This is a genomic window from Gordonia sp. (in: high G+C Gram-positive bacteria) (genome assembly GCF_049647785.1).
Taxonomy (GTDB): domain Bacteria; phylum Actinomycetota; class Actinomycetes; order Mycobacteriales; family Mycobacteriaceae; genus Gordonia.
This window is the reverse complement of sequence record NZ_JBARYI010000037.1, coordinates 1-12,997: the sequence shown is the minus strand read 5'-3', so window position 1 is coordinate 12,997 and position 12,997 is coordinate 1. Positions and strand designations below refer to the sequence as shown.

Genomic DNA, 12,997 nt, shown 5'->3' with positions numbered 1-12,997 from the left:
GTGCGGGAATCGACGCATCATGCGAGAACGGGCTAGGCGGTTGGCGATTCGACATTAATCGGTACGGTGTCGTCCCAGGGCTGACGATCGACGAGGTCGGAGACGTTGACGTAGCCGTGCTCAAATTCGCCGATCGCGGGATCGATGAGTCGGTATTGCTGGGTTTGATGCTGGATCGGCTGTGCGTCGAGCAAGACGATCCGGACCTCGCCCGGCTCAAACTGGCAGCGGCGCTGCAATGAGGCGATGAGTTGCTCGTTGGAGAGGTGACCGTCACCGAAGTTCCACCCCATCGCCATGGCGCAGATTCGCTCGCCGTCGGTGAGCATGTAGTCGGCCTCGTCGTAGCCGGCCATTGCGCGGTGGGCAAGGGTGAACAGCGCCCGGCCGTGGCTGTTAAATGCGCGGAACGCATAACCCATGTACAACGCAACTTGCGCACCTTCGGGACTGCCGTAAAACCGTTGGAGTTGGGCGGCTGGCATGGCCGCGACGGAGACGATACCCTCCTGGAGTTTCGCGGACGCTGATGGTTTCATGCACCAAAGCGTGGTGTCCCAGTTGCCCGCGTAGTACCGCATACCGGGCAGGAACGAGACCTTTCGCGGCATCAGATTGCCAATCACAATGGTGGCCGCAGACACCGCAAAGAGTAGGACCGGCCACGGTGTCTGGAGGTCGGTGAGTCCGATATCGGAGTGACCGACGAATAGCGTCAGCACGCCAAACATCATGAAGACGTTCCATTCCAACGGCACCCCCATCGGGATCGCCGACAGGATGCCGAAGTGGAAACACAGCATGATGATGGCGGCGATGGCGGTCGGCCAGCCACCGTGGGTGAAAAACAGAACCAGCGGAACAAGGCCCTCGACGGCCGTCGAGAAGTGGGCGATCACGCGGGCTGGACGTCCGGGACGCAGGTCGTCAGGGAAGTCGGCGAAGAACATCCGCTTGAGTCGGGGCGACTTGAGGATCGGGTTGTTCGACATCATCGTCGCAATGACGAAGGGGAAGTGGCGGTTGAGCTTTGAGGTTGCGGCACCCAACCAAATGCACAGAAAGACGAGTTTGGCACCGAGGATCATGTCGGTCCCGACGAACAGGAACGTCACCGTGAGCGCGCCGTACACCTCGCCACGGGCAGCGAGAAAGACCGTCTTATCCCGCAACCCCAACACCGCGAGAAGCACCAGGATAGTGACGACCGACCAGGTGGGTAACCCGCCAACGGTCGAACCGACGGAAGCATCCGGGCCGGTCCCGCCGAGGAACAGCGTGACGACCGTTACCACCAGGAGTGCTGCGTAGAGCAATACGTCGATTGGCGTGCGGGTATCGCCGGCGGTCAGTGGAATCCCCGCCCACGGAGGCTGCCGGATGGTGCCGGGGCGCAGCCAATAGAGAATCGATCCCATCGGCGGGAAGTACCGGTTGTTGAGCGGGCCGAAGCCGCAGCCAAGGCCAATCACTTCGAAGAGCATCGTGAACAGGACGATCTTCTGAAAGACGATGGGCTCGGTATACCAGGACGTAACGTCGAAAAAGCCATCGATGCCCGGCGTCGAGATAACGATGGCCCAACCGATGAGAATGTAGGCGAGGATCTTCACCACATAGAACAGGTGCATCGCCACCGGGGTACCGAAACCCACCTCGGCCCAATGTCGTGCCATCGGTTTGATCTTCTCTGAGCGGGACCCCTGGCTCCAGGTGGGAAAGTCGACTTCAGGGGTGTTTTGCTTCAGGAAGCTCATACATCGAAGCTACAACCAAGCGCTTGTTCGGTTGGCTGCTTTAGGGGGAATCCGTCACGTAATCACGGACCGCACGACTATCGCTGAATGTTGGTGCGCGCCAATTGAACCGTCTCGACGAGCAGGTCGCGGATCGGCTCAAATTCGGTGAGAAATCCGTCGTGACCGGCATCGGAATGCACCACGCGGAGGCCACCGACGACGTTGCCGAGTTCGCGTGCCAATTCCTCTTGCTGATACAGCGGGTACAGGCGATCGGAATCGATACCCCCGACGATCGTCGGAACGGTGCATGCGTTCAGCGCGGCCTGTACGCCGCCGCGATCGCGTCCGACATCGTGGTTGTTCAGCACGTCCGACAATACGACGTAGCTACCGGGGTCGAAGCGCCGTTTGAGCTTGTTTGCCTGGTGCTCCAGGTAGCTGGCGATGGAGTAACGTCCGTCGACGAGCGGGTTCTCATCACCCTGCGGGCGATTCTGGAAACGATCGTCGAGTTCGCGGTCGTTGCGGTAACTCAGGTGCGCGATCCGGCGGGCGATGCCCATGCCTGTGCTTGGTGAGTGGTCGGTGTCGTAGTAGTCGCCGCCCTGCCATGCCGGGTCCATCCGGATCGCTTCGATCTGGGTGGTCTGAGTGCCGATCTGATCGGCACTCGCACGAGCACCCACCGCAAGGACCAGTGACGTGCCGACGCGTCCAGGGTAGGTAACGGCCCATTCCAGTGCTCGTGCGCCACCCATGGAGCCGCCAGCGACGGCGGCGATCTTGGTAATCCCGAGTTGTTCGAACGCAATCGCCTCCGACCGCACGAGGTCGCGGATCGTCAGCCGCGGAAAGCGGGAGCCCCACGCCTTGCCGTCGGGTGCCGTCGAACCGGGGCCGGTGGAGCCGTAGCAGCCGCCAATCGCGTTGGGTGCCAAAACGCACCATTCGTCGGTGTCGATGGCCAGGCCCGGTCCAATGAGGCCATCCCACCAACCAGTCATGGTGAAACGCTCATTGGCCGGACCTGTGACGTGCGAATTTCCGGTCAACGCGTGCAGCGCGACGATGATGTTGTCGCGTGCAGCGTTGGGGGTTCCCCACTTCTGGAAGGTGACGGTGACATCGGCGAGGACAGCACCCGAATCGAGCCGCAGATCGCCGATCGAGACAGCAGTCTGCGTCCCGTCGGGTCCGCTAGCCCAGTTGGGGTCGCTCACCGGCGCTGAAGTCGTCGTGGCCGGGTCGATACCTACCGACACCGAGCTCCCTTCCATGGGCGTATCAATTTCCTCTGCGTTGCCGTCTACTTGACGCCTGCAGCAGCAGTGAAACCGGTTTCGAGGTCGGCCAGAATATCGTCGATGCCTTCGATGCCGACCGCGAGACGCACCAGGCCCGGGGTGACGCCCGCACTGAGCAGCTCGTCTTCCGACAGCTGGCTGTGCGTGGTCGAAGCCGGGTGAATCACGAGGGAGCGCACGTCGCCGATATTGGCCACATGGCTGTGCAGGGACAGACCGTTCACGAACGCCTTGCCAGCTTCGATGCCGCCTTCGATCTCAAAGCCGATGATCGCGCCAGCGCCCTTGGGGAGCAATTCCTGTGCGAGGTCGTAGTACGGCGACGACTTCAGTCCGGCGTAGGAGACCGAGGTGACCTGCGGGTGTGCTTCCAGGAACTCGGCGACCTTCTGCGCATTCGCCACGTGGCGCTCCACGCGCAGACTCAGGGTTTCGATGCCCTGCGCCAACAGGAAGGCATTGAACGGCGAGATCGCTGCACCGGTGTCACGCAGCAATTGCGTGCGTGCCTTCAATGCATATGCCGGGGCGCCGAGGTCGGCGAAGACGACGCCGTTGTAACTGGGGTCGGGAGTGGTGAAGCCGGGGAACAGGTCTTGGCCGTCGCGCTGGACGCGCCAATCGAAGGTGCCGCCGTCGATGATGACGCCGCCGATAGCGGTGCCGTGGCCACCGATGTACTTGGTTGCCGAATGAACGACGATGTCGGCACCGTGGGCAATCGGGTTGAGCAGGTAAGGGGTTGCCACCGTGTTGTCGACGATCAGCGGGAGGCTGGCGTCGTGCGCAACCTTGGCCAAGCCAGCGATGTCGAGGATCTGGTTGTGCGGGTTCGAGATGGTCTCGGCGAAGACGGCGCGCGTGTTGGGCTGGATCGCGGCGCGCCATGATTCGAGATCGTCGGGATCGTCGACGAAGGTGACGTCGATGCCGAACTTCGGCAGCGTGTAGTGGAACAGGTTGAACGTTCCGCCGTACACGCGCGGGCTCGAAACGACGTGGCCGCCATTCTCCACGATGTTCTGAATCGCGTAGGTGGTTGCGGCCATGCCGGACGCCACGAGGAGCGCTGCGACGCCGCCGCCGAGGGCTGCGAGGCGCTGCTCGACGGTGTCTTGCGTCGGATTCATGATGCGGGTGTAGATGTTGCCCGGCTCGGCCAGCGCGAACAGGTTCGCGGCGTGGTCAGTGTCGTCGAAGACGAACGAGGTGGTCTGGTAGATCGGGAGCGCACGAGCCTTGGCGGTCGCGTCAACAACCTGCCCGGCATGCACCTGGGTGGTTTCAAAACTCCAATTAGCGGCGTCAGACATGGACGTCATCACTTTCTTCGGTCGGTAGCCTTCAGGCCCGGTTGTTGGGTCCGACCATCGGACCCGCGCTTGCTGCGGCGACTGGTGTCGCAGCCAGGTCATCACCCGGAGCACCCCACCGCGGTTGGAGGGTTGCCGGTCAGCTAGCCGGGGCTGTGTGCTGACACTCATGACCTGATGCTGAGGATATCGCAAGCGGATCGGGCGATTGAAACGGATGAGTCGTCGTCGGTTAAATCCTGGCTTTCAGCGCCGCTCGGTGCTATGCGAAAAGTGCTTTCACGCCCGTGTTGTCAGGGCTGCGAAGCATGGGCTTCGGATGAACGCAGCGTTAAAACGGTGGCCGGAAAAGTTAATGAAAACCCTGTTGGGTTTCGCCTTGGTGAAATGTTGAGTCAAATCCACGTTCTGGCTGTTAGCCAGCGACTTTCTAACTGCATGATCTATCGGTGACCACAACCTCCCTGACGCTGGCCTTCCCCGCGGCTAACAAAGTCCGACAGTCCCTTCTCGCCTTCGCGGTTCCCCTTGCCACCGCAGCGATAGCCGGTAGCACAGCGATAGCCGGTAGCACCTTGGCGGCCGCGCCCGCTGCGGCTGCTTCCTGCGGTGCCGGCGGTGCCGTGGTGGTTGCCGGAACCAATGCACCCCGAAATTCGCATGGGGTGCCGACCGGTGGCGTCACGGGCGTTGGCGATCGCTACGCGTCGGATGGCTACAAAGTGACCTATGTGGACTACCCGACCTCGCTGTGGCCGCTCGGAATGATTCCGTACGACACCGATGTGGCAATCGGAAAGGCGGCGACGGAGCGTGCAGTCGCGCAATACCAGCGCCAGTGCCCTGGACACCCGGTGGTGATCGCCGGATATTCACAGGGCGCGCGCATTGCTGGCGACGTCCTGTCCGATGTCGGTAATGGTCGGTCGCAGAAAATTCTTAGCCGCGGCGTATCCGGCGAGTTGTACTCCGACCCGCGACGCGACGGCCGCAGCGGCACTCGGGGTGTAGAAAATTCTTTGACCGGGCTGATCCCGGGAATGACGATGTCGGGGCCGCGAGCTGGCGGATTTGGGCATCTGCCGGTGAAACAGGTTTGCAACGAAGGCGACGGAGTGTGCGATGTTTCCAGTCCCTTCGTCGATCCGATCGGCGCACTCGATGGGTTCCTCGGCTATTTCGTCAAGCACGGCTATTACCCGGCCCGCATGCACGCCGACCCCGGCAGCGACAGCCGTTGGGGTGCGATGACCTGCCAGCAGCAAGCGGGAGCCACCCAGGATTGCCTCGTCCACCAGGAACCGTCGGTGGTCATGGTGGCGCAGGACGTGGCGATCAACGCGGCGCGCGGTGTGGTGCAGGATGCAGCGATGCGGCCGCGGGTGCGCGGGCAGGTCGACATTGCACCGCTGGTGCCGGTCGTCTCCGAGATTTATGCCGACCGCGGCGAGCTCGGGTTCATGCCGAACGGTGCTCCCGCGCCGTTGGACCCAGCAGCGTTGAATGAGACCCCAGTGTCCGTCGGCGTCAGTGTGACCGTCGCGGGCATGGTGCAGGTAGATGCCACCCAGCAGTTCGGCGGATCCAACAACCTGACCCTCGGCGCAACCATCGGCTTGGGGATGGACCCCGACAACCGGCCGGGCACTTCGCTGATTCCGTCAATCGAGTTGGCTCGCGTTGAGAACACCGTGTCGATGACCAACCCAGCTGCGCTGCTCGACCCCGCGAACTTGGTGCCGAAGGTTTCGGGCGTGATTCCGGACGTCGTGAATGCGATCGGGCAGGCCGCCGTGCCGACCCCGGCACCCGCAATGCAACCGGCACCTGCCAAGCAACCGGCGATCGCGTCAGCGGCGCTCGCGAAGTAGGAGCGACGCGTCGGTCGGTGGTCGAGATCACCGGCCGACGCGGAATCCTTCTGTTGGGCGAGACTGTTGAACCCCGGGTGACTGTCGACGCGAAAACCGCACCCCGAGGCATCCGCCCGGCACCCAGCATCGGCTGGATTATCGGTGCCCTCGCCCTCGGCGGCTTCGGGATCGGGACCACCGAGTTCGTGGCGATGGGGTTGCTGCCCAATATTGCAACCGACCTTGGCATCACGGAACCGACCGCCGGGCACCTGATTTCCGCCTACGCACTCGGGGTCGTCGTGGGGGCACCGGTAATCGCCGTCCTTGCCGCACGACTATCGCGCCGGACGCTGTTGATCGGCCTCATGGTGGCCTTCACCGCAGGAAATGCCTTGAGTCTGGTGGCGCAGAACTTTCCGATGATGATGGCTGCGCGCTTCATCGCTGGCCTTCCGCACGGAGCCTACTTCGGTGTGGCGTCCCTCGTCGCAGCCCACCTCGCGGGTCCGGGACGACGGGCCCAAGCGGTCGGTCAGGTGATGATGGGCCTATCGGTGGCCAACGTCCTCGGCGTCCCGGCCGCCACATGGCTGGGACAGTCGTTGGGGTGGCGGTCGGCAATTGTGCTGGTCGTCATCATCGGCGTCGTCACCGTGGTTGCCCTGTGGCGTGTTGTGCCCGACCTCAGCGGCATGCGCAGCACCGATCCGCGTACCGAACTGCGGGGCCTGCGGAGTAAGCAAATCTGGTTGACGCTCGCGGTCGGCACCATCGGATTCGGCGGCTTCTTCGCCTTCTACACGTATCTGAACACCGCGCTCACCTCATTGGGCGGACTGTCGGAAGGCGCCGTCCCGATCGCACTCATGCTGTTCGGCGCGGGAATGGTCGCGGGCAATTATGTTGGTGGCCGCCTAGCCGACCGACTCGGCGATCGCGCCATCGCCATCTCCATGATCGGCACTGCGGTTGCGCTGGTTCTGTTTGTCCTTCTCGTTTCCACGGGATGGCCAGCGGTGGTCGTGACGTTCTTCGTTGGGATGTCCGGTTCGACGGCGATCCCCGGGTTGCAGACGCGCCTAATGGATGTGGCGCGCGACGCGCAAACTATCGCCGCAGCGCTCAACCATTCCGCCCTCAACGTCGCCAACGCGATCGGCGCATGGGTCGGTGGCACCGTGATTGCGCAGGGCTTTGGCTACCGCGCACCGTCGTTGGTGGGGGCGCTGCTCGCCATTTGCGGTTTGGTGGTCCTGGGCGCGGCGGTGATATCGGCGCGGCGCAGCGGGTGCACGCCCGTCGACCCCGAAACCCCGGTGGCGATCAGCTGATGACGGTCATCGTGGCAGTCGTTGCCGATCCACGAAACGGATACAGTGATGCCTCGTGACTACTCCTTTCTCTATCGCGACCGTCAACGTCAATGGCATTCGGGCGGCGGTGAAGCACCGCTCCGAGGAAAACCTCGGCATGCTCCCGTGGCTGGAGTCAATGGCACCCGACATCGTGCTGATGCAGGAAGTCCGGGCCACCGACGCCTTGGCGCGTAAAGCCCTTCAGCCTGCACTCGACGCCGGATGGCACCTCGCACACACAGAGTCTGAAGCGAAAGGGCGCGCCGGTGTCGGAATCCTGTCGCGGCAGGAGCCGACCGCGGTCCGGATCGGCTTCGGTAGCGATGAATTCGACGCTGCCGGTAGGTACATCGAAGCCGACTTCGATGTTGAGGGTGAGACGGTAACGGCAGCAAGCCTGTACCTGCCGACCGGAGCTGCGCTCGCCACCGACCCCGCAGCGACCGCGGAGAAAGACCGCGAGAAGTACGACGAAAAGATCCGCTTCCTGGAAGCATTCGGCCTGTACCTCGATAAACTCCTCGGTGCTGGTGGCCAGGCCGTTGTCGCTGGCGACTGGAATATCGCGCCCGACGAGCGGGACATCAAGAACTGGAAGGGCAACCGCAAAAACGCGGGCTTCCTTCCGCACGAACGCGAATGGGTCGCTGGCCTCTTGGAAGCCGGATGGGTCGACCTCGCTCGCGCTCATCACGGCGACGTCGATGGCCCGTACGCCTGGTGGTCGTGGCGAGGCAAGGCTTTCGACAACGACGCGGGCTGGCGTATCGACTACCACCTTGCGACCCCGGCCCTGGCCGCTCGCGCAGAGAAGACGTGGGTCGATCGTGCCGACGCCTACAACCTCCGGTGGTCGGACCACGCCCCGGTGACCGCCCAGTTCCGCTGACCGCCCAGTTCCGCTGACCCGAAGGCCAAACGACCGCCCGCTCTCGATCACGAGGGCGGGCGGTCGTTTTGGGCTGAGATTTGCTACCGGCTGCTTCCGGCACCAGCGAGGGCGCCGCTGACGATGCCTTCGACTACGTCGCTAATGATGTCTTGCGTCGAGCCGGAACTGGAGAGGTCGTCGCCGACACTGCCAATTGCCTCGCCCGGGGTCATGATGCGCGTGAGGTAGCAGGCGGTGAGGTCCGGCAACTTGTTGCTGACGCCGACCGTCCCAACGACCTCGATGCCGCCGCTGGTAACGGGGACGCCGGGGACACTGGCGAGCGGAAGGTCGTAGGTGAACGACGCGGTAACCGGGTTGCCTGAGGTAACCGACCAGCCGCCACTGCCAACCTTCCAGCCTTTACCTGCGGCCTCAACGGCGACGACTTCCTCCTTCAGCCCCTCGAGGAAATGATAGGCACGCACCTTGGCAGTCGGTTTCCCGAAGCCAGCCGGCGGTGTGTCGACAATCGTGTTGACGTACGGGTTGCCGCCGTTAGACGTGCCGACGTCGATCTTGTAGGTGACCTTGGCACCGGCGCCGGCCGTCATGGCTACTGACTTCGAATAGTTGTGGGTAATGCCGAGACCGGCGTCCTTGGTGGCTCTGTTTGCAGAATCACAACCGGCTGCGGTCGCGGTGCCGGCAGTCTGGGGAGCGACGAACGCGAGGCCTCCGCCGAGCAAGGCGGTGGTCGCAACCACTGCGACAGCGCGGGCGACTGGTCGGCGGACGGCAGATCGGGACATTTCGGGAGCACCTCAGCTATCGACGAGAATTCGGTCGGAAAAACGCGGTCGGGGATTGGTCGATCCCGATCGGCGGCGCAGTCCGCCTTCGGACGCACCGCACGCGAAGCTAACACCCAGCAACCTGCCCTTACTATTTGAGACGCCTCCATGTCACAAAAATTGTTCTGGGCACCGTCGCACGACCATCGCGAAGCGCAGACATAGCGATCTGAAACAATTGCAAACATGACCACGCCTGAACCGCGCCGCCGCGTCCTGTCCGGAATTCAGCCGACCAGTGACTCCTTCCACCTCGGGAACTACCTCGGCGCGGTCCGACAGTGGGTTCAGCTTCAAGATGAGTTCGACGCCTTCTATTTCATCCCCGATATGCACGCGATCACGGTGCAGCAGGATCCCAAGGTGTTGCGTGAGCGGACGCGTCGCAGTGTGGCGCAGTTGCTGGCCGTCGGTGTGGACCCCGAGCGCGCAACCATTTACGTGCAGTCGCACGTCCCGGAGATCGCCCAGCTCACATGGGTATTGAACTGCATTACCGGCTTCGGTGAAGCCAGTCGCATGACCCAGTTCAAAGATAAGTCGGCAAAGGGCGGAACGGACGCGGCAGGCGTCGGACTGTTCACCTACCCGATCCTGATGGCCGCCGACATTCTGGCGTTCCAAGTGGACCAGGTGCCGGTTGGTGAGGATCAGCGCCAGCATCTGGAACTGACTCGCGACCTCGCTCAGCGGTTCAACAAGCGCTACGGCAAGGCACTGACCGTGCCCAAGGCGTACATCGTCGAAGAGTTCGCCAAGATCTACGATCTGCAGAACCCGACCGCGAAGATGAGTAAGTCGGCCGACTCCGATTCCGGGCTGATCAACCTCCTCGACGAACCGAAGAGATCAGCTAAAAAGATTCGGTCGGCCGTCACCGACAACGACCGCGTCATCGCCTTCGACCGCGAGAACAAGGCGGGCGTATCTAACCTGCTGACCATCCAGGCCGCCCTCACCGGCCGCGGGATGGCCGAGATCGTCGAATCGTATGAGGGTAAGGGTTACGGTGACCTAAAGGTCGAAACCGCCGACATCCTGACCGAATTCGTGACACCGCTCCGCGGGCGAGTCGACGAAATCCTCGACGACGCAGCCTATTTGGATGGGATCCTGGCGGGCGGTGCCGCCCGAGCGCGAGAGATCGCCGCGGCTACCGTCGCCGACGTGTACGACAAGGTCGGCTTCCTGCTCCCGAAGTCGTAGGCGAAGCGGCGCGGGGAGAAACTGCCATCGGGACGCTGACGGAGGAAGGGGGACAGCATGGACCGCATCAAGGCCTTGATCGCCCGAGTTAAAGATTGGTTCGATGCGCTCGTCGGCCGATGGGGATTCCTCGGGCACATCATGGGCACCGTTGAGCGGTACAACCATCAGCGCGGCAACTCGTACGCGGCGGCGATCAGTTTCATCGGCATCCTGTCACTGGTGCCGATCCTTATGGTCTCGTTCGCGATCGCCGGTTTCGCTCTCGTTTGGTATCCCACCTTGCTCGATGACCTCACCAACCTGATCGTCGAGAACCTGCCGGGAGAGTTTGGCGACCAACTGAAGTCGGTCATCGACTCGGCGATCGACTCGCGTCAAGCCGTTGGTCTGATCGGTCTTGGAACCGCAGTGCTGACCGGTATCGGGTGGATGAGCCTGCTCCGCAATGGGATCACTGAAATGTGGGGCGGCCGCGTCAAACACAACCCGATCCTCGGCAAGCTTTATGACCTGATGATCTTCTTCATCCTTGGAATCTTGTTTATCGTCACGACGGGCATCACCATCATTTCGGCGGGCGGGTTGGGGCCTAAGATTCTGGACTGGCTGGGAATCACCTCGAACGACCTCACCGCGCTACTTCTCCGCGTGGCGTCGATCGTGATCAGCGTGCTGGGAATGTGGCTGCTGTTTATCGTGATTCTCGCTTGGCTACCGCGCAACGACGTCCCAGCCCGGGCCATTCTCTGGTCGGCACTCGCCACGGCGCTGGTTTTTGAGGTACTGAAATCGGTCGCGGGGATCTACCTGCAGTCGATCCTCGGCAGCCCCGCTGGCGCTGCTTTCGGCCCGATCATCGGCATCATGGTGTTCTCGTATCTGGCGGCACGGGTCATCTTGTACGCGGCCGCCTGGAGCGCCGCGGATCCCGCCAACGAGAAGTACCTGTTCGTCGACGAGGTCCCTCCGCCGAAACCGGGGGAGGCGAGGCAGGTCGTCTTGGCACCCGTCTACGAAGTTGAGCCGGAGAATCAGGCCCGCCGCCTCCTGGCCGCGGCTGGCGTCGGTGCCGTCGTCGCCAGCGCCGTCGGCTGGCTTAAACGAGGCAAACGGTAGCGACCAACTAGCGTTGCCTGCGACGAATTGTCGCCAGTACCAGCGCTCCGATCAGGCAGAGAGCTGCGAAGACCGCCAGCCCGACGACCAACCAGGTGCTCCACGCGGTCGCGACGTCGTTGCTGATCGCGAAATCGCGGTCGTCGTCGTAGGGGGAAGCCTGCCTGGACCCCGGGACGGCAAGACTTCCCACGGTGGCGTTCGACGGCGCCGCGAACCCGTACTCAAACATGCGGGCAGCCTGCTCACTGTATGAATTATCGGCCTCGTTGAGCCCATACATCTGCACGATTAGAACATTGCGACCATTGCGCTGCGCCGCACCGACGAAGGTCTTGAGGGCGTCGTCGGTGTAGCCGGTTTTGCCCCCGAGCATGCCGGGCCAATCATCGCGGAGCAGCGGGTTCGACGTGCCCATGGTCCACGCCGGATGGTCGACGTCGCCGGGAACGTCGACCCGCTTGGGATAGCCGGGGAAAGTGTAGGTCTTGAGCGCCATGATGTCGCGGAACGTCTCATTGCCCATCGCCTCGCGGAAGAAGAGCGCGAGATCGAAAGGCGACGTCGACATCCCGGCCGAGTCCAGGCCCGACGGGCTGGCCGCTCGCGTGTCGCGAGCACCCAACTTGGCGGCCGTGGCGTTCATCTTGGCGAGTGTCTCGTCGAGACCGCCAAGCTCGCGGGCGAGGGCATTGGCGCAGTCGTTGCCCGAGACCACCAACAGTCCAGTCAGCAGGTCCCGGACGGTGTACTTGCCACCCGGGCCCATACCGCAGGAGTCGCCTTCCATGGACCAGTCGTTGACGGTCGCTTCCACGGGCGTATCAAGATTTAGTTCGTCAAGGACGACCAATGCGAGAAGCACTTTGATGGTCGACGCCGGTCGATAGCGACCGTGCGGATCCTTCGCGGCGACAACGTTGCCGGTGTCGAGGTCGGCAATCAGCCAACCGGATGAGGTGAGACGCTCCGGCAGGGGGCCGACGGCCGGATCGGCGACGATGCCGCACGCACCGAGTTGGTTGCCACCGAGAGGCGGGTTGGGTACAGCGAGGGGAGTGGGCGTCGTCTCGCCTGCGGCAACAACCTCGGACTCATCAACTGCGGGGGTGGGCACCGACTTGTTGGGGCAATGATCGGTAACCGGAGTGGGGAGCGGTACACCCGTGGTTGAGATACCGGGGTCGGCAATTGCCTGCGGGGCTGAAAGCGTGGTGACTAGGCAGCAGGCGGCGATGACCGCGGCGGCGCGCTTAATGAAAATCGTCCTCATGACGACCGTCACCATACCCGTGCCGACCGCGTCGTCGCACATCCCGCATTCCCCCGCCGACCCGTTCTCGCATGATGCGTCGATTCCCGCACTATGTCAGACGT

General features: G+C 63.1%; 10 protein-coding genes and 1 riboswitch. Of the genes, 5 read left to right on the top strand and 5 right to left on the bottom strand.

The features are described from left to right. Positions 1-32 precede the first annotated feature (32 nt). The 3 genes from WBA38_RS05720 to WBA38_RS05710 form a co-directional block, all read right to left on the bottom strand. Positions 33-1,757, bottom strand: a complete 1,725-nt coding sequence (locus tag WBA38_RS05720; protein ID WP_424322282.1) for a DUF3556 domain-containing protein — start codon at positions 1,755-1,757, stop codon at positions 33-35. A 77-nt stretch (positions 1,758-1,834) separates the two neighbouring features. After that, the gene (gene metX, locus WBA38_RS05715; RefSeq protein ID WP_424293171.1) at positions 1,835-3,004 is read right to left on the bottom strand and encodes a homoserine O-acetyltransferase MetX; all 1,170 of its coding nucleotides are present in this window, start codon (positions 3,002-3,004) and stop codon (positions 1,835-1,837) included. A gap of 44 nt (positions 3,005-3,048) precedes the next feature. Then, positions 3,049-4,359, bottom strand: a complete 1,311-nt coding sequence (locus tag WBA38_RS05710; protein ID WP_424293170.1) for a bifunctional o-acetylhomoserine/o-acetylserine sulfhydrylase — start codon at positions 4,357-4,359, stop codon at positions 3,049-3,051. 60 nt (positions 4,360-4,419) lie between these two features. After that, a riboswitch (SAM riboswitch) is annotated at positions 4,420-4,534 on the bottom strand. 274 nt (positions 4,535-4,808) lie between these two features. Here WBA38_RS05710 and WBA38_RS05705 point away from each other — a divergent pair. From WBA38_RS05705 to WBA38_RS05695, 3 genes are all read left to right on the top strand, one after another. Continuing rightward, positions 4,809-6,230 (top strand): cutinase family protein, encoded by a 1,422-nt coding sequence (locus tag WBA38_RS05705; RefSeq protein WP_424322281.1) that lies wholly within the window; start codon positions 4,809-4,811, stop codon positions 6,228-6,230. Positions 6,231-6,340: 110 nt separating this feature from the next. After that, complete coding sequence (locus tag WBA38_RS05700; RefSeq protein ID WP_424293173.1) at positions 6,341-7,546, top strand: MFS transporter; 1,206 nt, start codon at positions 6,341-6,343, stop codon at positions 7,544-7,546. Positions 7,547-7,601: 55 nt separating this feature from the next. Next, positions 7,602-8,459: an exodeoxyribonuclease III gene (locus tag WBA38_RS05695; protein WP_424293168.1), complete on the top strand. Its 858-nt coding sequence runs from the start codon at positions 7,602-7,604 to the stop codon at positions 8,457-8,459. An 83-nt stretch (positions 8,460-8,542) separates the two neighbouring features. Here the strand turns inward: WBA38_RS05695 and WBA38_RS05690 are convergent, their stop codons facing one another. Beyond that, complete coding sequence (locus WBA38_RS05690; RefSeq protein ID WP_424293167.1) at positions 8,543-9,253, bottom strand: hypothetical protein; 711 nt, start codon at positions 9,251-9,253, stop codon at positions 8,543-8,545. 228 nt (positions 9,254-9,481) lie between these two features. On the opposite strand from WBA38_RS05690, the gene trpS reads away from it, so the two are divergent. Both trpS and WBA38_RS05680 read left to right on the top strand, forming a co-directional pair. Then, a complete protein-coding gene (gene trpS / locus WBA38_RS05685) occupies positions 9,482-10,501 on the top strand; it encodes a tryptophan--tRNA ligase (RefSeq protein ID WP_424322280.1) in 1,020 nt (339 codons plus the stop codon). A gap of 57 nt (positions 10,502-10,558) precedes the next feature. Beyond that, entirely contained in the window at positions 10,559-11,620 is a 1,062-nt protein-coding gene (locus WBA38_RS05680; protein WP_424296795.1) for a YhjD/YihY/BrkB family envelope integrity protein, read from the top strand. A 7-nt stretch (positions 11,621-11,627) separates the two neighbouring features. Here WBA38_RS05680 and WBA38_RS05675 read toward each other — a convergent pair whose 3' ends face one another. Beyond that, the gene (locus WBA38_RS05675) at positions 11,628-12,893 is read right to left on the bottom strand and encodes a D-alanyl-D-alanine carboxypeptidase family protein (protein WP_424296797.1); all 1,266 of its coding nucleotides are present in this window, start codon (positions 12,891-12,893) and stop codon (positions 11,628-11,630) included. Between the last annotated feature and the right edge of the window lie 104 nt (positions 12,894-12,997).

Coding starts and splice junctions, on each gene's coding strand:
- WBA38_RS05710 (WP_424293170.1), bottom strand. CDS start 4,359: ATGTCTGACGCCGCTAATTGGAGTTTTGAAACCACCCAGGTGCATGCC.
- WBA38_RS05675 (WP_424296797.1), bottom strand. CDS start 12,893: ATGAGGACGATTTTCATTAAGCGCGCCGCCGCGGTCATCGCCGCCTGC.
- trpS (WP_424322280.1), top strand. CDS start 9,482: ATGACCACGCCTGAACCGCGCCGCCGCGTCCTGTCCGGAATTCAGCCG.
- WBA38_RS05720 (WP_424322282.1), bottom strand. CDS start 1,757: ATGAGCTTCCTGAAGCAAAACACCCCTGAAGTCGACTTTCCCACCTGG.
- WBA38_RS05690 (WP_424293167.1), bottom strand. CDS start 9,253: ATGTCCCGATCTGCCGTCCGCCGACCAGTCGCCCGCGCTGTCGCAGTG.
- WBA38_RS05680 (WP_424296795.1), top strand. CDS start 10,559: ATGGACCGCATCAAGGCCTTGATCGCCCGAGTTAAAGATTGGTTCGAT.